Origin of the sequence: Burkholderia sp. S-53 (genome assembly GCF_025560745.1) — a bacterium.
Taxonomy (GTDB): Bacteria; Pseudomonadota; Gammaproteobacteria; order Burkholderiales; family Burkholderiaceae; genus Burkholderia; species Burkholderia pyrrocinia.
Map to the genome: position 1 here is coordinate 1,304,590 of NZ_CP090484.1, position 19,884 is coordinate 1,324,473.

The 19,884-nt window shown below is 67.6% G+C and carries 13 protein-coding genes; 5 read left to right on the top strand and 8 right to left on the bottom strand.

Annotated elements, in window-relative coordinates; all coding sequences use genetic code 11:
* Together add and LXM88_RS27970 are read right to left on the bottom strand one after the other, a co-directional pair.
* Positions 1 to 1,101 (bottom strand): adenosine deaminase, encoded by a 1,101-nt coding sequence (gene add / locus LXM88_RS27965; protein ID WP_262546170.1) that lies wholly within the window; start codon positions 1,099 to 1,101, stop codon positions 1 to 3.
* Positions 1,102 to 1,147: 46 nt separating this feature from the next.
* The gene (locus LXM88_RS27970; protein WP_262546172.1) at positions 1,148 to 2,497 is read right to left on the bottom strand and encodes an NCS2 family permease; all 1,350 of its coding nucleotides are present in this window, start codon (positions 2,495 to 2,497) and stop codon (positions 1,148 to 1,150) included.
* Positions 2,498 to 2,591: 94 nt separating this feature from the next.
* On the opposite strand from LXM88_RS27970, the gene LXM88_RS27975 reads away from it, so the two are divergent.
* Positions 2,592 to 3,503 (top strand): LysR family transcriptional regulator, encoded by a 912-nt coding sequence (locus tag LXM88_RS27975; protein ID WP_034180899.1) that lies wholly within the window; start codon positions 2,592 to 2,594, stop codon positions 3,501 to 3,503.
* A 27-nt stretch (positions 3,504 to 3,530) separates the two neighbouring features.
* On the opposite strand, the gene LXM88_RS27980 is transcribed toward LXM88_RS27975, so the two are convergent.
* From LXM88_RS27980 to LXM88_RS27995, 4 genes are all read right to left on the bottom strand, one after another.
* Positions 3,531 to 4,583 (bottom strand): nucleoside hydrolase, encoded by a 1,053-nt coding sequence (locus LXM88_RS27980; RefSeq protein ID WP_262546177.1) that lies wholly within the window; start codon positions 4,581 to 4,583, stop codon positions 3,531 to 3,533.
* A gap of 8 nt (positions 4,584 to 4,591) precedes the next feature.
* Positions 4,592 to 5,704: a porin gene (locus tag LXM88_RS27985; protein WP_262546180.1), complete on the bottom strand. Its 1,113-nt coding sequence runs from the start codon at positions 5,702 to 5,704 to the stop codon at positions 4,592 to 4,594.
* A 161-nt stretch (positions 5,705 to 5,865) separates the two neighbouring features.
* Positions 5,866 to 7,191 (bottom strand): hypothetical protein, encoded by a 1,326-nt coding sequence (locus LXM88_RS27990; protein ID WP_412524170.1) that lies wholly within the window; start codon positions 7,189 to 7,191, stop codon positions 5,866 to 5,868.
* A gap of 390 nt (positions 7,192 to 7,581) precedes the next feature.
* The gene (locus LXM88_RS27995) at positions 7,582 to 9,000 is read right to left on the bottom strand and encodes an MFS transporter (RefSeq protein WP_262546183.1); all 1,419 of its coding nucleotides are present in this window, start codon (positions 8,998 to 9,000) and stop codon (positions 7,582 to 7,584) included.
* 447 nt (positions 9,001 to 9,447) lie between these two features.
* On the opposite strand from LXM88_RS27995, the gene LXM88_RS28000 reads away from it, so the two are divergent.
* The gene (locus LXM88_RS28000) at positions 9,448 to 11,895 is read left to right on the top strand and encodes a DUF3772 domain-containing protein (RefSeq protein ID WP_262546184.1); all 2,448 of its coding nucleotides are present in this window, start codon (positions 9,448 to 9,450) and stop codon (positions 11,893 to 11,895) included.
* Between the two features lie 108 nt (positions 11,896 to 12,003).
* Here LXM88_RS28000 and amaB read toward each other — a convergent pair whose 3' ends face one another.
* On the bottom strand, positions 12,004 to 13,515 hold the full coding sequence (amaB, locus tag LXM88_RS28005; protein WP_262546187.1) for an L-piperidine-6-carboxylate dehydrogenase: 1,512 nt from the start codon (positions 13,513 to 13,515) through the stop codon (positions 12,004 to 12,006).
* A 635-nt stretch (positions 13,516 to 14,150) separates the two neighbouring features.
* On the opposite strand from amaB, the gene LXM88_RS28010 reads away from it, so the two are divergent.
* The 3 genes from LXM88_RS28010 to LXM88_RS28020 all read left to right on the top strand — a co-directional run bounded on the left by LXM88_RS28010 (position 14,151) and on the right by LXM88_RS28020 (position 17,923).
* Positions 14,151 to 15,731, top strand: coding sequence for an amino acid permease (locus LXM88_RS28010; protein WP_262546189.1), 1,581 nt, complete (start codon positions 14,151 to 14,153; stop codon positions 15,729 to 15,731).
* Positions 15,732 to 15,864: 133 nt separating this feature from the next.
* Positions 15,865 to 17,133, top strand: a complete 1,269-nt coding sequence (locus tag LXM88_RS28015; RefSeq protein WP_262546192.1) for an NAD(P)/FAD-dependent oxidoreductase — start codon at positions 15,865 to 15,867, stop codon at positions 17,131 to 17,133.
* A gap of 115 nt (positions 17,134 to 17,248) precedes the next feature.
* A complete protein-coding gene (locus LXM88_RS28020; RefSeq protein WP_034180911.1) occupies positions 17,249 to 17,923 on the top strand; it encodes a TetR family transcriptional regulator in 675 nt (224 codons plus the stop codon).
* Positions 17,924 to 17,988: 65 nt separating this feature from the next.
* Here the strand turns inward: LXM88_RS28020 and LXM88_RS28025 are convergent, their stop codons facing one another.
* Positions 17,989 to 19,782 carry a phospholipase D-like domain-containing protein gene (locus LXM88_RS28025; protein ID WP_262546197.1) on the bottom strand — a complete coding sequence of 598 codons (1,794 nt, stop codon included), beginning with the start codon at positions 19,780 to 19,782 and terminating at the stop codon, positions 17,989 to 17,991.
* Between the last annotated feature and the right edge of the window lie 102 nt (positions 19,783 to 19,884).

Consider the following 19,884-nt stretch of genomic DNA (forward strand, 5'->3'; position numbering starts at 1 on the left):
TCAGCCCGCCGCGAGCGTCGCGGCCAGCGCATCGAACTCCGGCGCCCATGCCGCACGCCACGCGGCCTTCGTCGCGTCGTCCACCCACGCGCCATCGATCCCGTTCAGCATGAACTGCTTCAGCTCGGCGACCGTGAAGCCGAAATGGCTGAACATCAACTCCCACGCCTCGCCCGGATTGACCTTGTGCAGCGTCGGATCGTCGGTGTTCGGATGGATCTTCAGCCCGAGGCCCGGCATCTTGCGCATCGGATGCAGCTCCGCCCATTGCTCCGGCGGCAGCGTGCGCAGATAGTACGAATTCGTCGGCACGACGGTGAAGACGATCCCGCGTTCCGCATAACGCGCGCACAGCTCCGGGTTGTCGACGATCGTATAACCGTGATCGACGCGATCGACCTGCAGCAGGTCGACGGCCGTCTCGACGTTGCGCCACGGCATCCCGAACTCGCCGGCATGCGCGGTCGTGCGGAAGCCGGCCTCGCGCGCATTGCGGTACGCCTTCCAGAACAGTTCCGGCGGCCGGTCGTTCTCGCGATAGTCGATGCCGAGCCCGGCGACTTCGTCCGCACGATTCGCCTTCATCCATTCGACGATCGCGACCGCCTCGTCGGGATCCTGCTCGCGGTCGATGCTCGGGATCAGGCGCGCGCCGATCCCGAAGTCGCGCGCGGCGTCGCGGATCGCCGTCACGATCGCGGCCTGCGCGTCCGCATACGCGATGCCCGATACGCGCACCGTACCGGTCGGATTCCAGAAGAATTCAGCATGCCGCACATTGTGCGCGGCCGCGTCCTCCAGATATTCGTATGCAATCCTTCGCAGGTCGTCGGGCTGCGTGAGCAGATACTTGTCGAGCGCGCGCAGCACGTGCAGCACGCCGACCGGCTTCTCGCCGCGCGCATAAAACGCGTCGATTTCCGCGCGCTCGATCGGCGCGCCGCTGCGTTCCGCAAGCGCGACGAACGTGTCGTGCCGCACCGCGCCGAGCAGGTGGCAATGCAGCTCGACCTTCGGCAGCGCGTGGAAGAAGGCCCGGTGGGCCGGCGTGATCTCGATGCCCGTGCGCGCGGCCGGGACGTTGCCTGGTGTTCCCTTCATTTCAGTCTCGTTTGGGGTAGTGCCGATACGTCATGAAAGCCGTCTCTCAGTGCGGCTTCACGACGGTCCAGAAGTAATAGCCGAGCGGAATCGCGAGCACGACGAGCCCCCACGACATGTCGCGCCAGCGGCCGGCCAGCAGCTTGACGAGCACGTAGCACAGCAGCCCGCCCGCGATGCCGGTGCCGAAGCTGTTCGACATCAGCGTCAGCAGCACCATCGACATCACGGGCAGCGCATCGGTGAAGTCGTCGAAATGCGTATGGCGGATCGTCGCGAACATCGACAGCCCGATCAGGATCAGTGCCGGCGCGGTCGCCTCCTTCGGGATCGCGAGCGCGACCGGCACGAACAGCAGCATCGCGGCGAACAGCACGGCCGCGGCCAGCGACGACAGCCCGCTGCGCCCGCCGGCCTCGACGCCCGCCGCCGATTCGATCAGCGCGGTCAGCGCGGGTATGCCGAACACGGGCCCGAGCGTCGCGGCCAGCGAATCGACGAGGAACGGCCGGTTGATGTCCGGCAGGTTGCCGTGTTCGTCGAGCAGGTTCGCCTTTGCGCCGACCGCAAGCGCGGTGCCGAGCGTCGAGAAGAATTCCGCCGCGAAGAACGCGAACAGGTACGGCGCGGCCGCCAGGCTCAACGCGCTGCCGATATCGAGCTTGAACGCGATCGGCGCGATGCTGTGCGGCAGCGACACGAACGACGCGGGCAAGTGCGTGACGCCGAGCGGCACGCCGGCCGCGGCCGCAACGAGGATCGCGATCAGGATCGCACCGGGCACCTTGCGCGCTTGCAGCACGACCGCGACGGCCAGGCCGATCAGCGCGACGAGCGCGCCCGGCCGCGAGAAGTCGCCGAGCGCGAACGCGTTGGTCTTCGCGTTCGCGACGACCATCCCCGCATTGCGCAGTCCGAGCATCGTGACGAACAGGCCGATCGACGCGCCGAGCCCGAGCTTGATCTGCACCGGAATCAGCCGCACCACGACGCCGCGCGCACCGAGGATCGTCAGCAGGAAGAACAGCACGCCCGACACGCACGCGATGCCGAGGCCGGTCTGCCAGCCGACGTGTTCCGTCGTCGCGAGCGTCACGCCGATGATCACCGAGCCGCCGATGCCGGGGCCGACGAGGAACGGCAGGTTCGCATAGAGCCCCATCAGCGTGGTGAACAGCACGAACACGATGATTGTCGCGGTCGTCGCCGCGCCGCGCTCCATGCCGCCCGTCGCGAGCAGCGACGGGATCACGACGAGCAGGTACGCGGCCGCGAGAAACGACGTGATGCCCGCGATCGTCTCGGTGCGCACGCTCGTGCCGCGCGCGGCGAGTGCGAAGCGGCGTTCGAGCCAGTTGGCCGGCGCTCGCGCCGGCATCGTGTCAGTCGCTGACATGGTGGTTCTCCTGTGATTCCGAATATTGTCCTGTGTCGGTTCATGCAGCGCGGTCTTATACTGCCGCGTACCGCACCCCGACCGTTACTGCCCGATGTCGTCCGACCGCTCGTCGCTGCTGCCCGCGCTCACGCTGCGGCAGGTCCAGCACTTCGTCGTGCTCGCCCATGCACGCAGCTTCACGCAGGCCGCGCAGGCGCTGTCGCTCACGCAACCCGCGCTGACCGCGTCGATCCGCCAGATCGAGTTCCTGCTCGGCGGGCGCCTGTTCGCGCGTTCCGCGCACCGGCTCACGCTGACGTCCGCGGGCGAAGCCGTGCTGCCGCTCGCCGAACGGCTGCTCAACCAGGCGCGCGGCACCTTCGACGACATGACGCGGCTCATCGGCGAGCGCATCCAGACGGTGCGGATCGCGTTCATCCCGTCGGTCGCGGGCCGCCTGCTGCCCGCGCTCAACACGCTGCGCGGCACGCACCCGACGCTGCGCTTCACGCTCACCGACCTGCCGAACAGCGCGCTCGTCGAAGCCGTGCGCGATGGCGTCGCCGATCTCGGCATCGGCGTGCGCGAACCGGACAGCGACGACGGCACGCTGCGCTACCGGCAACTGTTCGAGGACGAGATCGTGATCGTCGTGCGGCACGACGATCCGCTCGCCCGCGCGAAGAGCGTCACGTGGGCGAAGCTCGTCGATCGCGAGCTGGCCGTGTTCGTGCGCGGCAGCGTCAGCGAATCGCTGCATCGCACCGGCGGCGCCGAGAAGCTGCGCCTGAACGTCACGTACCGGATGGAATACACCGAGCCGCTCTACGCGCTCGCGCGCAACGGCCTCGCGACCGCCGTGCTGCCGAGCCTCTACACGATGCATCTGCACGATCCCGAACTCGTCGCGCTGCGCGTCGACAAACCGCGCGTCACGCGCGCGATCTCGCTGATCTCGCTCGCCGCCGACGATCGCGGTCCGCACGTGCGCGCGTGCCGCGAGTGGATTGCGAAGCACATCTGATTCCGTTCGCCGCGCGACGGCCCGCACTCAGGGCAGCTTCGCGATGCGCTCGACGAGCGTCGCGTAGAAACGGTCCGCGTCGACCTCGTTGATCCACGTCGCATTTGCCGCTCGGCCGCTGCGCCCGTTCCAGTCGACGATCGTCTCGCCGAGCGTCCACTGCCCGGTCGTCTCGACCACGACGTTCACCTTGCGTCCGTTGAACATCGTCGGATCGACGAGATAGCCGACCGCGGTCGGGTCGTACATCGGCCCGTCGTCGACGCCGCGCCGCTTCTTGTTGTACGCGAGCTCGGCTTCCATGATGTCCGCGACGATCGCGCCGCAGCGATTGCCGAGCGCGCGCAACGGCGCGACGCGTGCCGGCGTGATCGGCGCCTTCACCGCGACGTCGCGCGGCAGCACGACGATCGGCACGCCGCTGCCGAACACCACTTCCGCTGCCTGCGGATCGACATAGATGTTGAACTCGGCGGCCGGCGTGATGTTGCCGCGTTCGAAGAACGCGCCGCCCATCAGCACGATTTCGCGCAACGCGCCGCGAATCCGCGGCGCTTCGACCAGTGCGGTCGCGAGGTTCGTCAGCGGGCCGAGCGCGCACAGCGTCACGCTGCCCGGCGCCGCGCGGCTCAGCGTATCGACGAGATACGACACCGCGTGGCCGGTCGCGAGCGGCGCGCGCGGCTCGTGCAGTTCGACGCCTTCGAGCCCCGTCTTGCCGTGCACGTTCGCAGCCGTCACGAGTTCGCGCTCGAGCGGTCGCGGGCAGCCTGCATAGACGGGCAGCGTCTTCGTACGGCCGGCCCAGTCGCGGACGATCCGCGCATTGCGTTCGGTCAGATCGAGCGGCACGTTGCCCGCGACGGCGGTCAGCGCGCGCACGTCGAGCCGGTCCTGCGCGCCGAGCGCGAACAGGATCGCGATGGCATCGTCCTGCCCCGGATCGGTATCGATGATCACCGTGCGGCGCGCGGCGTCGCCGCCAGCGGCGAACGCGCCCGTTTCGGGCAGCAATGCGGTGCCGGCCAGCGCGGCGGACAGTTTCAGGAAGGTGCGGCGGGATGCGATCGGATGGGTCATGGTCGGACTCAGAAGACGTGCCGGACGCCGAGCGTCGCCATCATCTGGCGCGTACTGGTCGAGCGCGCATACGCGAAGATCTGCGCATGCTCCGCGTCGCCCGCCGCCTGCTGCGCGATCACCGTCAGCGCGACGTCGGTGCGTTTCGACAGGAAGTAGTCGGCCTGCAGGTTCACCTGGTGCCATTTCGGACGCTTGTCGATCACGTCGTACCTGCCGTTCGTGAACGCATACGCGGCGCCGAGAAAGAGCTGCGGCGTCATCGTGTAGACGACGTTCACGCCGAGGTTCTGCAGGTGCAGGTGCGAATTGTCGAGGTAATCGTAGCGCACGTCGGTAAACATCGCCGCGAACTGCGCGCGGCCGATCGTGTAGAAGCCGCCCGTGCCCGCGATCCGCTGCCGGCTCGCGTACGCCGCCGGCGTCATCGCGCTCTTGCTGAAGATCAGCAGCGGCGATGCATAGTCGTTCGCGATCGCGCCGTCCTGGTTCGTGCTGCTGTACGGATGGTTGTATTGCGCATAGACCGCGCTCCAGCGCAGCGGGCCCTGCTCGTAGCCGAGCCCGAAGCTGTATGCGCTGTTGTTCGCGAAGCCCGTCGCGTTGCTGAAGCCGTACAGCGCGGTGAATTTCAGGCCGTAGTAGACGGGGCTCACGTACTTCACCGAGTTCTGCACGCGGATGTCGTTGTAGCCGTTATCGTTGTCGCCGATGTTCACGCCGTTGCTCGCGATGATCACGGGCCCGAGGTAGTCGTGGATCGCGTCGTACTGGCGGCCGAACGTCAGCGAGCCGTACGTGCGGTCGGCAAGACCGACGTAGGCCATGCGCCCGAACTCACGGCCATTCTGCGCGGCCGTGCCCGTCATCACGTTGAAGCCGTTCTCGAGCTGGAAGATCGCGGACAGCCCCTGCCCGAGATCCTCCTTGCCCTTCAGCCCCCAGCGCGGGTTCTGGTTCGTGCCGGACAACGCCTGCCAGGCGTTCTTGCCGCCCTGGTTCGTCGCGAACCCGACGCCAGCCGAAATGAGACCGTACAGCGTGATGCTGCTTTGCGCGCAGGCATGGGTCGCGAAGGCGCCGAGCATCGCGAGCGGGGCGAGCTTGTAGAGAGTTTTCATGCGGGTCGTGTGATCGGTGGTGGTCCAGGCGCGGCAGGGTTCCGCGAAACTGGCCTCGACTATACGAACCCGGATCGGATAATAAAAGTTTGCTTTTCTTATGTATCAATAAAACGGATTTATTCTTATCCTCACGTGTCCCGCACCCGCCGGAGCGGCGGTCAATCCGCCGTGTCGCCGCCCTTCGGCAGCTTCGACCACGCGTTGCGTCCCGGCAACGGCGCCCACGCCGGGCGTGTCTTGCGTGCGCTGTCGATCACGACCAGGTAGCGGCCCGCGATCGGCGTGATGTCGCGATCGCGACGCAGCACCCACAGCGACTTGCCGGCCTCGACGCGCGCCTGGTAGTCGTCGTCGAGCAGGCCGTGCCGGTCGAAGAACATGTTCAGCGACGCGGGAATCCGCACGCATCCCTTCGAGTGCCGGATGCCGAGCAGCGCTTCGAGGCGGTCGGGGTCGGTCGCATGCATCTGGAAGCGCATCGGCGACACGCCGCCCTTGCCCCAGCCGCGCTCGCCGTCCTCCCATCCGAAGTCGTAGATGCGCATGTCGCGGCGGCCGTAGCCGCGAATGCCGTTCTCGTTCGTCGTGCCTTCCGCGCGGAAATCCATGTTGTCGGGCGAGTGATGGAACACGCCGAGCGGCGTCAGGAAATGATCGTACTTGCCGGGCAGCCCGGTGCCGACCGGCGATGCGCCGATCATCAGCCACGCATTGGCCGGCGTCGCGCGAAAGTAGATGAACAGCGCCTGCACGTTCGGTGCGCGGTCGACCATCGCGACGTATTCGCCGGCCAGGTCGCCGAGGTCTGCATCGGCGAGCGCCTTCTGGAGCCGCTCGCCGTATGCGCGCTGCTCGCTCAAGGGTGCGTTCAGGCGTCGCGTGACTTCCTGCGTGAAGCGCTTGCGCATGTCGATCGCGCGTGCCGTCGCGTTTTTCGCGTCGTCGGCCGACAGCGGCGGATGCCGGCGCGGCGGGGTCGGCGCGGGCGCCTCGGCCTCGCTGGCCGGTACGGCGGATGCGGCCGACGCAGGTTCTGCAGCGGACGCCGCGGATGCCGCAGACGCAGGCGCTGCGGAGGACGCAGACGCACCCGATGCCGCACCGGCAGAATCCGCATGATGCACGTGCGATGCCGCGGACGCGGGCTGCGCGGCCGATGCACCCGACGATGCATGCGCGTGCGGCGCCGGATGCACACGGGAAGCCGCCGGCGCGGGCGACGCAACTGATGAGGATGACGTAGCAGCGGACGACGGGACATCGGGCGCGGCAAAGGCAGGCCGCCCGGCAAGCACGGAAACCGCCAGCGCGGCGGCGAGCCACATATACGCGGCGACTGTGCGGGTAAGGCAACGCGGCTTCGCAAATCGCCGCGTCAGGCTGGAAAGCATCATACGTTCGAAGCCATCGGCCGATCCGGCCGCCGCATGTTGCTGTTGCGAGCGGCGCATCTTCCGCGCGAGCCATCGATACGTCCGGCACATCGTGTGCGCCCGGCGCCGACGCCTCTTCGCGGCGGAGCCGTTCGCTGATGCAACGCGTGCGCTCCGATGGCGGCTAATGAGTCGTCAGGCCCTTCATTTTACGCGTCCGCGCCAGCATCTGCAGCGGCGAAAGTCGCGGTTGTGCGGCGGACTTGCGCTTCGTCACGCTTTGTTTCAACGCGTTTCCGCTTGCGGCTTCGTTGCGCGGCAAGCTTGTCCGTTGGGCGTTTCAGCGCGTGTGCCCGGGACGCTTGCACTTTCCGTCCGCAACGATGTTTTCACCCAGTAAATTCGTATGCCGAATCATTTCGGCGGTGCAGTTTCTCCCTGGAGAAAACTGCATCGCACGCATGCCGCACGAACCATGCGACACGCGTGCACAACCACCGGCTACTTCGAAATGGCTTCGAGCGCGATGCCCTTCGTGCGCGGCCCCATGAGCCCGATCGCGGCCATCACGATCGCCATCGCGCCTGCGATGAACGCGAACACGCCGAAGGTGCCGAAGCCCTTCAGCACGGCCGCGATCGCGAACGACGAGAAGATCGCCGAGAAGCGGCTCCACGAATAGACGAAACCGACGGCCCGCGCGCGGATCGACGTCGGGAACAACTCGGCCTGATACGCGTGGAAGCTGTACGACATGATGTTGCTCGCGAGCGTGAGGCCGATGCCGAGCACGATCAGGAATGCGCCCACCGTCGTCTGGCTGAACAGCAGCCCGCAGACGACGATCGCCGCGGCCATCGCGACGATCACCGACTTGCGCTCGAAGCGATCCGCGATCACGAGGCCGATCAGCGGGCCGATCGGCGCCGCGAGCGCGATCACGCTCGAATACATCAGGCTCGACGTGATCGTGATGCCCTGCTTGATCAGCAGCGTCGGCACCCAGTTCGCGAAGCCGTAGAAGCCGACCGTCTGGAACACGTTGAAGATCGTCATCATGATCGTGCGGCTGCGATACGGCGGCACCCACATGTCGCGGAAGCTGCCGCGCGGCGGCACGGGCTCGGCCGGCGCAGGCGGCGGCAGCGGCCGCCCGTATTCGGCTTCGACCTTCGCTTCGAGCGCACGCATGATGCGGTCGGCTTCGTCGACGCGGCCCTGCTGCGCGAGCCAGCGCGGGCTTTCCGGCAGTTCGCGGCGAATCCACCATACGAAGAGCGCGCCATGCGCGCCGATCAGCACGACCCAGCGCCAGCCGTCGAGACCGAGCGGCGCATGCGGCACGAACAGGTACGCGAGGAACGCGACCACCGGCACCGCGACGAACCCCACCGCCTGCTCGCACGCGAATGCGCGGCCGCGGATCTGCTTCGGCACGAGTTCGGAGATGTACGTACCGATCGTCACCATCTCGACGCCGAGCCCGAGGCCGACGACGAAGCGCCAGAAGTTCAGCCCGGCCGCGGTGTCCTGGAACGCCATCACGACGTTGGCGGCCGTGTACCACAGCAGCGACCACGTGAAGATCGCGCGGCGGCCGAAGCGGTCGGCGAGAAAGCCGCACGCAATCGTGCCGATGAACAGCCCGGAGAACAGCGCGGCGATGAAGCTCGCGACGCCGGTGGTGCCGAACAGGCCGTGCGTGGTCGCCGAAAGGATGCCGCTTTTCACGAGGCCGGGCGCGACGTAGCCGCTGTACAGCAGATCGTAGAGTTCGAAGAAGAAGCCGAGGCTCAGCAGGACGACGAGTTTCCAGACGCTGCGGGTCGGTGGCAAGCGGTCGAGGCGGGCCGAGATCGAGCCAGGGTCGATGGAGGGGGATTGGGAAGATGCCTGCGAAAGGCTGTCCGTTGAGGCCATCTTGGGCGCGTCTCCTGATCGTGTCGTGTTGTGTATTGTTGTCCGGCGACCGTCGAGCCGCCGTCGGGTGAATCGCTGCATTGTACCGGCCCGTCCGTCCGGCGCACGTGCACGCCGGCGGCCCGGCCGTATTGCACGCCCCGAACCGATTCGGACACCCGATTTCGCGCCGGATATTGTGTAAATTGCGTAACCGTGTGTCGGGTACGGCAATCGCGTCGGAACGGCGATCCGGCGCCGCCCGCGCCGCGCGTCGGCGGTGCCGGCCCGACGGTACGGGCCTGACACGCCGTTTCGCGCGGGCGCGGGTCGCGGAAATCGCCGCAAACGGGGTACGCAATCGGGACAACCACGCGTTCCCCGCCCCGGTAACATGCTTACCGGGCCAACTACCGGCTTCCGGACGCCTTTCGGCGGCCGGAATTGTCGGCAAATCGTAAGCATTCCATGTTCATACAACGACTATCCACGTACGCCCGCCGGGTCGCGCTGATCGCGCTGCTGCAGTTCGCGGCGATCGCGACCGCGTCGGCGTTTCCGGCGGCCGCTTCCGCCCCGGGCGCAAGCGGCACCGACGCGTCCGTGCCGACCATCTCGCTGAACGACGCCGTCGCGCAGCTCAAGCAGATGCAGGTCGAACAGGACCGCATCAAGCAGCAGACCTCGACCGCGTCCAACAGCAAGGAGCTGGACGCGCTCGGCGATGCAACGCAGGAGCTGAGCACCGATGTCGCGAAGCTGCAGAGCCAGCTCGTTCCGCAGCGCGCGCAGGTCCAGGCGCAACTCGACGTGCTCGGCCCGGCGCCGGCCGAAGGCGCCGCGCCGGAAACGCCGGCCGTCGTGAAGCAGCGCGCGACGCTGGACGCGCGCAAGACGCAACTCGATGCCGCGCTGAAACAGGCCGCCGACCAGAAGACCAACCTCGCGAACCTGACCGAACAGTTCGCGAAGCTGCATCGCAGCCAGTTGAAGAACCAGCTCGCGTTCCGTTCTGGCGGCATCTTCAGCGCGCAGTTCTGGCTGCCGCTGTTCCAGCGTTCGCCGGACGACGTCCAGCGGCTCGAGGATTTCAACGACGAACTGCGCGACATGCTGCGCTCGTCGTGGGTGCCAGGATATCGGGCGATCACCGCGCTGCTGCTGATCGCGTCGTTCGCGATGTGGCTCGGCGGCCGCCGGCTCATCGAGCGCGGGCTCGCGTGGATCTGCCTGAACCGCCTGCCGCCCACCCGCTTGCGCCGCAGCGCGCTGGCGCTGTCGACCGCGCTGTCGACATTCCTGGCAACCGCGTTTGCCGTTCAGATCCTCTACCTCGCCGTCGCACGCCACTACGAGCTCACGCCGTCGCTGACCGATCTGTGGGACCAGTTCGCGAAACTCGCCGCGACCTGCGCACTGATCGCCGGGCTCGGCCGCGCGCTGCTCTGCACGAGGCATCCGTCGTGGCGCCTGCCGGCACTGGCCGATCCCGTCGCGCGCGCGATGAGGCCGTTCCCCGGCATCCTGGCCGCGCTGCTGCTGATGTCCGGCACGCTCGAATCGATCAACCGGATCGTCGACACCAGCCTGTCGGTCACGCTGTTCGGTCGCGGCATCGTGTCGCTCGTCGTCGCGCTGACGGTCGGCGCGTCGCTGCTGCGTTCGAACCGCGCGCGCAGTGTGCTCGCGGCGGCCGGCGAGGCGCCCGAGCAGCGCTCGACGCTCGCCGGGCTGATCCACGCCGGCGTCACGCTGGCGATCGTCGTATCGCTGATCGCACTCCTGATCGGCTACATCACGGTCGCGCGCTTCATCACCTACGAACTCGTGTGGTTCGAGATCGTGCTGTGTGCCACCTATATCCTGATCCAGTTGACGCGCGACGCGAGCGAAAGCCTGTTCTCCGTGAGCCTGTCGACGGGCCAGCAGATCAAACACCTGTTCGCGCTCGAAGACCGGCACCTCGACCAGGCCCGCACGGTCCTGTCCGGTTTCGGCACGAGCCTGCTGATGCTGATCGCGGCCATCGCGCTGCTGACGGGCGGCTTCGGCACGACGCCGGGCGACCTGCTCGACAGCGCGGTCGCGATGATCGGCAGCCAGCGGCTGCAGAGCCTGAACATCATGCCCGACCGGATCCTGAACGCCGTGATCGGGTTCGCGATCGGCTTCTACCTGCTGCGTTCGCTGCGCCGCTGGCTCGACGGCGAGTTCATGCCCGCGCTCGGCATGGATACGGGGATGCGCGTGTCGCTGATCACGCTGTTCACCAACGTCGGCTACGTGCTGCTCGTGCTGATGACGCTGGGCCTGCTCGGCGTCCGGTGGAACAACCTCGCGTGGATCGTCAGCGCGCTGTCGGTGGGTATCGGCTTCGGCCTGCAGGAGATCGTGAAGAATTTCGTGTCGGGGCTGATCCTGCTGACCGAGCGTCCGGTGAAGGTGGGCGACATGATCAGCATCGCGGGCGTCGAAGGCGACATCCGCCGCATCAACGTCCGCGCAACCGAGATCCAGCTCAGCGACCGCTCGACCGTGATCGTGCCGAACTCGCAACTGATCTCGCAGAACCTGCGCAACGTGACGATGGGCAACAGCACGCAGGGCGTCGCGACGCTGGTGCTGACGTTCCCGTTGAACACCGATCCCGAGCAGGTGCGCGACCTGCTGCTCGACGCATATCGCACGCATGACGCGATTCTCGAGAAACCGGCGCCGTCGGTAACGTTCAGCCAGCTCACGCCGGACGGGATCACGCTGAGCGTGACGGGTTACGTGGCGAGCCCGCGGATCGCGAGTTCGACGAAGAGCGACCTGCTGTTCGAGATCCTGAAGCAGTTGCGCGCGGCGGGGATCACGCTGTCGAGCCCGCAGATGCTGGTGGTGCAGAACATGCCGGCGGTGGGAGACGCGTAACGACGCGCACGCGAAATCGCCGTTGCGCAGACGAACAAAGGGCCGGTTGCCGCATCGCGGCAACCGGCCCTTCCGATTCATGCGCCGCGCCCTTTCAGGCGCCCCGCATTACACGTCGAACTTCACACCCTGCGCCAGCGGCAGCTGCCGGCTGTAGTTGATCGTATTCGTCGCGCGGCGCATATACGCCTTCCACGCATCCGAACCCGACTCGCGGCCGCCGCCCGTTTCCTTCTCGCCGCCGAATGCGCCGCCGATCTCCGCGCCGCTCGTGCCGATGTTCACGTTGACGATCCCGCAGTCGCTGCCCGCTGCCGACATGAACTGCTCGGCCTCGCGCATGTCGTTCGTGAAGATCGCCGACGACAGGCCTTGCGGCACCGCGTTGTGCAGTTCGATCGCGTCGTCGAAGTTGTCGTAGACCATCACGTACAGGATCGGTGCGAACGTCTCGCGCTCGACCACGGCCGATTGCTTCGGCATCCGCACGATGGCCGGACGCACGTAGTACGCATCCGCGTGACCGACGTCGACGCGCTCGCCGCCCTTCACCTCGCCGCCCTGTTCGCGTGCGTCGCCCAGCGCCTTCTGCATCGCATCGAACGATGCGCGATCGACCAGCGGGCCGACCAGCGTGCCTTCTTCAAGCGGGTTGCCGACCTTCACCGACGCGTAGGCCTTCTCGATGCGCGGCAGCAGTTGCTCGACCAGGCTGCGATGCACGATCAGGCGGCGCAGCGTCGTACAACGCTGGCCGGCCGTGCCGACCGCCGCGAACGTGACCGCGCGCACGACGAGATCGAGATCGGCGCTCGGCGCGACGATCATCCCGTTGTTGCCGCCCAGTTCGAGGATGCCGCGCGCGAGACGCTGGCTCAGCACCTTCGCGACTTCCTGGCCCATCCGCACGCTGCCCGTCGCGCTGACGACCGGCACCTTCTTCGACGCCGTCAGCACCTCGCCGACATCGCGCATGCCGAGCACGAGCTGGCTCAGTTCCGCGGGCGCGACGCCCGGATGCGTCTTGTCGAATTCGCGAAGCGCCTTCTGGAGCAGCACGTGGCACGCGATCGCGGTAAGCGGCGTCTTCTCGGACGGCTTCCACACGACCGAATCGCCGCACACGAACGCGAGCGCAGCATTCCATGCCCACACCGCAACCGGGAAGTTGAACGCCGAGATCACGCCGCACACGCCGATCGGGTGCCACGTTTCCATCATCCGGTGGCCCGGGCGCTCGGACGCGATCGTCAGGCCGTAAAGCTGGCGCGACAGGCCGACCGCGAAATCGCAGATGTCGATCATTTCCTGCACTTCGCCGAGGCCTTCCGACGTGATCTTGCCGGCCTCGAGCGTGACGAGGCGGCCAAGCTCGGCCTTGTGCTCGCGCAGCACGTTGCCGAACACGCGCACGAGTTCGCCGCGCACCGGCGCCGGCACCGTGCGCCACTTGAGGAATGCGTCGTGCGCGGCGTCGATCTTGCGCTCGGCGTCGGCGGGCGTGTCGACAGCCAGCGTCGCGAGCGTCGCGCCGTCGAGCGGCGAACGCGCGGTCAGCGCATTGCCTTTCCACTGGGCGAGATCGATATCGAGCGCGGCAAGAATGTCGTTGAATTGCATCACTTCCTCTTCAGGGACAGATTGATCGGTGCGGCGGCAGCGCCGCCCGCGTGATTCGATTGGAGCGCGTTCGCGCGCCCTGTGCAAGCGGATGCGCAGCTCGGCGGGCCCGGTGCGCCGCACGGCGCATCGCGCTGCGCCGCCGCCGGAAGCCCGGCAGGACGGCACGCCCTCGCCTCGCGAGGCACGATCCATGAAACACATTGTCGGCGGCCACAAGTCGGGCCGCTATTGATATTAACTCACGACTTCATTCCCAAAACGCAACACCTCGGCCGGCCAGACCGATGTGTTTTTGTGCTGACACGGGACGTTTCCAAAGCCAGTAGCCGGGCCGCCGGACGCGTCTCGACGTGACGCAAGTTGATGACAAAGCCGCATCACCCTGTTCGGAAATATCGTTTGCCGGCCCATGCATCGGGCACACACAATCGATGCGACGTCGAGGTGCAACGCACCCGGCGCGCCGCCGGCCGCCACTACGGCAGCCGGACGACCGACGAAGGCGACACGCATCGCGACCCGGTTCATCCGGCCCGTTTCCGCAACGCATCACCGCTGCCCGGCTCGCGGCCGGCAACGCGTCGCGCTTCGTCACCGAAAAACAATCCCGGAGACAGCACCCAGCGCCCGCCATGCACTCAGATGCCCGCCCCGATTCGCCCCGTCCGTCCGGCTCGCCGCCCGCGAAGCCGTCCCTCCACCGCGCGCTGCAGGCCCGCCATCTGCGGATGATCGCGATCGGCGGCTCGATAGGCACGGGCCTGTTCGTCGCGTCCGGCGCGTCGATCTCGCAGGCCGGCCCCGGCGGCGCGATGCTCGCGTACATGGTGATCGGCCTGATGGTCTATTTCCTGATGACGAGCCTCGGCGAGATGGCCGCGTTCATGCCCGTGTCGGGCTCGTTCGCGACCTACGGCGCGAAGTTCGTCGACGAAGGTTTCGGCTTCGCGCTCGGCTGGAACTACTGGTACAGCTGGGCCGTGACGCTGGCGGTGGAACTCGTCGCCGCACAGCTCGTGATGAACTACTGGTTCCCGCATGTGCCGGGCGTCTGGTGGAGCGCGCTGTTCCTCACGCTGATCTTCGCGCTCAACGCGCTGTCGGTGCGCGGTTTCGGCGAAGCCGAATACTGGTTCGCGCTGATCAAGGTGCTGACGGTGCTCGCGTTCGTCGGCGTCGGCCTGCTGATGATCTTCGGGATCATGCAGGGCGGCCCGAGCGCGGGCTGGGGCAACTTCACGATCGGCGACGCGCCGTTCGCCGGCGGCTGGGCGACGATGCTCGGCGTCGCGATGATCGCGGGTTTCTCGTTCCAGGGCACCGAAATGATCGGCGTCGCGGCGGGCGAATCGGAAAACCCGCGCACGACGATCCCGCGCGCGGTGAAGCAGATCTTCTGGCGCATCCTGCTGTTCTACGTGTTCGCGATCTTCGTGATCGGCGTGCTGATTCCCTATACCGACCCGAGCCTGCTGAAGAGCGACGTGACCGACATCGGCGTGAGCCCGTTCACGCTCGTGTTCCGCCACGCGGGCCTCGCATTCGCGGCCGGCGTGATGAACGCGGTGATCCTGACCGCCGTGCTGTCGGCCGGCAACTCGGGCATGTACGCGTCGACGCGGATGCTCTTCAACCTCGCGGTCGAAGGCCGCGCGCCGCGGCTGTTCGCGAAGCTGTCGCCGGGCGGCGTGCCGCGCAATGCGCTGTATGCGACGACGGCCGTCGGCGCGCTGTGCTTCCTCACGTCGCTGTACGGCGACAAGACGGTGTACCTGTGGCTGCTGAACACGTCGGGCATGGCCGGCTTCATCACGTGGCTCGGCATCGCGGTCAGCCACTACCGGTTCCGCAAGGGTTTCCTGAAGCAGGGCTACCGGCTCGACCAGTTGCCGTACCGCGCGAAGTGGTTCCCGTTCGGCCCGCTGTTCGCGTTCGCGCTGTGCGCGGTCGTCGCGCTCGGCCAGGATTACCAGGCGTTCCTCGCCGACAAGGTCGACTGGGTGGGTATCGCCGCGACCTACATCGGCCTGCCGTTTTTCCTCGCGATCTGGCTCGGCTACGCGCTCGTGCGCAAATGCCGCCTGGTGCGCTACGAGGACATGGAGATCGCACCGTGGATCGAACGCAACGCGATACCCGAAGCGGCACCGCAGGCCGAAACCGGCTACGCGGGCTACGTCGCCCGCCCGGCCAACCCGACGCCGGGCGCGTGACGATCCGCATCGCGCCGGCCGCCGCGCGACCGCGGCAGCCGGCGCCCTGCGCCCCCATTCGACGCGGCGCGCACGTTCAGGCAAGATCGACGCGCGCCGTCCGTTTTTCCGCCGTCAAGAGTCATTGAATCGCATGCAGAACTTCTACGAAGCCACCGTTACCCGCCAGCCCTACCCGCAACTGACCGGCACGATCGACACGCAGGTCTGCATCGTCGGCGGCGGCCTCGCCGGCCTGTGCACGGCGCTCGGCCTCGTCGAACGCGGCGTGCACGACGTCGTCGTGCTCGACAGCGAACGGGTCGGCTTCGGCGCATCGGGCCGCAACGGCGGCTTCGTGTTCGGCGGCTACAGCCTCGACAACGCCGACCTGCTGCGCACGCTCGGCCGCGACGAAGGGCGCCGGCTGTACCGGCTCACCGTCGATGCGGTCGACCTGATCCGCGCGCGGATCGCGCGCTACGGGATCGATTGCGACATCGTCGACGAGGGCGTGATGCTCGCGAACTGGTTCGACGATCCTTCCAGGCTCGACAGCGTGCGTACGCTGATGAAGCGCGAACTCGGCGTTGACTGGGAACCCGTGTCGACGGACGCGCTGCGCGCGCGGCTGAAGACGCAGCGCTACTACGGCGGCCTGTTCGAGCCGAACGCATTCCACTTCCATCCGCTCAAGTACGTGCTCGGCGTCGCGGCGGCCGCGTCGCGCGGCGGCGCGCGCATCTACGAACGCTCGGCCGCGCTCGGCATCGCGCGCGAAGGCGCCGGATACGTCGTGCGCACGGCGCAGGGCGCGGTGCGCGCGAAGGACGTCGTGTTCGCCGGCGGCGGCTACGCGCGCGGCGTGTCGCCGCGCATCGAACGCGCGGTGCTGCCGATCGCGACCTACGTGATCGCGACCGAACCGCTCGGCGCGCGCCTGCCGGACGCGATCGACGCGCCGTACGCGATCTACGACACACGTTTCGCGTTCGACTACTACCGCCCGCTGAAGGACACGCGGATCCTGTGGGGCGGCCGGATCTCGGTGCTCGACCGCGGCCCCGACGCGATCGCGCGCCTGCTGCGGCGCGACCTGCTGCGCGTGTATCCGCAACTCGAAGGCGTGAAGGTCGACTACGCGTGGGGCGGGCTGATGAGCTACGCGCGGCACAAGATGCCGCAGATCGGACGCGACGCGGACGGCGTGTGGCACGCGATCGCGTTCGGCGGCCACGGGATGGCGCCGACCACGGTCGCCGGCGAAGCGCTCGCGGCCGCGCTGGCCGAAGGCCGGCCGGTGCCGGACGGTTTCGCCGCGTTCGGGCTCACGCGCACGTTCGGGCTGGCCGGCCTCGCCGCCGCGCAGCTCACGTACACGGCGTACCAGGCCCGCGACGCGCTCGCGTCCTGCCGCCGCTGAGCAGCCGCGGCGGCCGAAACGGCCTGGCCGATTAGAGCGGAAGGTCGGCCGGACGCGGATTTCCCACATGCTAGAATGGCTGGTCCAAGCCGCCGCGAAGCCAGAACAAGATCACATGAAAGCAGGAAGCAAGGCCGCCACGTCCGAAAGCCGCGCGCTTGCGTCCGACGCGCGGCGCAAATACGATCCCGAGCAAACCAAGCGCAACATCCTCGATGTCGCCACGCAGGAATTTTCCGCGATGGGCCTCGCCGGTGCGCGCGTCGACGCGATCGCCGAGCGCACGAACACGACGAAGCGGATGCTCTATTACTACTTCGAAAGCAAGGAAGGCCTGTACGAGGCCGTGCTGGAGAAGGTGTACGGCGACATCCGCGCGCTCGAGCAGGAACTGCACGTCGGCGACATGGAGCCGCGCGAAGGCATGCGCCGCCTCGTCGAATTCACGTTCGACTATCACGACAAGCATCGCGACTTCGTCCGCCTCGTGTCGATCGAGAACATCCACGGCGCGAAGTATCTCGAACAGCTCAAGTCGTTCAAGAACCGCAACGTCAGCATCATCAAGACGCTCGAGGAACTGGTCGAGCGCGGCGCGGCAAGCGGCGCGTTCCGCAAGGACATCGACGCATTCGACCTGCACCTGCTGATCAGTTCGTTCTGCTTCCACCGCGTGTCGAACCGCTATACGTTCGGCGCCGCGTTCGGCCGCGATCCGTCGGCGCCGCGCCTGCGCGCGCGGCATCGCGACACGATCGCCGACGCCGTGCTGCGCTACGTCGCCGCGTAAGCGGCGGCTGCCCGGGCTCCCGGGCAGCGCACCCCGGGGCACGCAGCAACCGCGCCCTTCCCGCATCAGTCCGTCGGCGCGGTCGACGCCAGCGCGATCCGCGCCTTCTCTTCCGGGCTTCCCGCCACGTAATACTTCTTCGCCCAGCTCGAATCGGGCGCGAGCGCGAGCCGTACATGCGTGCCCGTGCCGGTACTCGTGCCGTGCTGCTTCGCCCCGATCGCCAGCGCACGCGCGCGATAGTGCTCGTAGAGCCGCAGGAATTCAGCCAGATAGATCGCCGCGATCCGCTTGTCGCGAATCTCGAGCAGGTTCTCGTCGTTGTACTGCTCCGAATTGCGGCTCATGTTCGCCGAGCCCGTATAGACGACCGGATTCGCGCCTTCCGCATCGATCACGATGAACTTGTGGTGGATCACGACGGGCGGATAGGCCGGCGCCGGTTCGCCCGGAAACTGCCGCCATTCCGGCTCGAAGCCCTGCGGCACCGTCGCCGGCGAGAAGTACTCGGCGTCGATCACGTCGTGGTTGTCGCGGCTGCGGTGATACAGCTCGAGGTTCGCGAGCGTCGCCGCATCGAGCGGCTGGCCGGCCTGCTGCGCGGCATCGGCCTTCGTCGCGCTGCCGATGTTGATCTTGTTCACCAGCCCGAACATCATCAGCCCGCGGTCGCCGGCCGCGAAGCACGCGTCGCGCAACGCCGCGTCGGTCGGCATGAACAGGCAGAACGACACCGAATGCTTAGCGGCCGCGATCGCGGCGACGATCGTGTCGATCTCGGTGCGCTGCCCCGCCGGTTCAGGCGAGAACGCCAGCCGCACCTGCGCGCTGCCGATCGTCATCGGCGCCGACCAGCCCGGTGAGAGCCGTGCCGTGTCCGCGATCGACGGATTGCCGGCCAGCGCATGCGCACGGTCGTTGTACAGCGCGGCAAGCGCGGGCGAGTCGAAGGCATGCAGCACGTTCGCCTGCTCCGTCAGCCCCTCGGTCGTGAAGTTCGCGGAACCGGTCAGCACGCGCGCGGGCGCCGGGTTCGACGGCGCGTCGGTCACGATGAACTTGTCGTGCATGATGTGCGTCTTGTCGCGCGGCGCGAGCGTCGCAAGCCCCTGCAGCGCGTCGACAGCCGGCTGGTTCGGCGACGGCAGCGGCGGCTTGCCCTTGCGCGCCGTCGTGTGCGCGTCGTAGACGATCGCGAGCGACGCGTCGCCGTGCTTGTGCCCGAACGCTTCGAACGCGGGCAGCGCCCACAGCGTGTCGGTCAGGTGATAGACGGCCGACGCCGCGCGCGACGCGGGGTCGAGCATCTCCGCGAACACCTGCTCCATGTCGTTCGCGAGCCAGGTGCGCAGCTTCAGTGCCTGCGCATCGCTCGGCGCCGCATTCGGCGCGAGGCCCAGCGCCGCGACCTGCTTCGCGAACGCCTGCGAGCTCACCACCGCGCGGTTGAACCACGTGCCGATGCCGTCCTCGATATGCGCGGGCAGCACGACGTCGCACACGCCGGCTTGCGCGTCGAGCACCTGCAGGTTCGCCGGCGTGCCGACGACCGGATAGACGTCGTAGCGGAACGACGCGCCGCGGTCCTGCGGATCGATGCGCGCGTCCCACCACATGAATTTCTGGATCGGCGCCTGGTCGGTCGGCGCGTCGCCCTGTGTGTCGGCGGCCGGGCCGTCGAACGTCAGGCGGTTCGGCAGCCAGTTGTTCGGTGCACGCGTCCTGCCGTCGGCCGACCAGAATCCCGGCGTGCGCCGGATCGCAAAGCCGAGGAAATCGTTGCGCGACTGCGCATCGGCCCAGTCGAAGGCCAGCAGGACGAGAGTGGGGGAAAGATAGCTGCGCACGCTGACGGTCATTCGTTGCTCCCTGGCCGCGAGGCCGGTCGAAATGAATGGGTCAGTGTCGGCAGAGGTTCTTCCCGCGGAATGACGGTTCGATGAACCTTGTATGTCGGACGC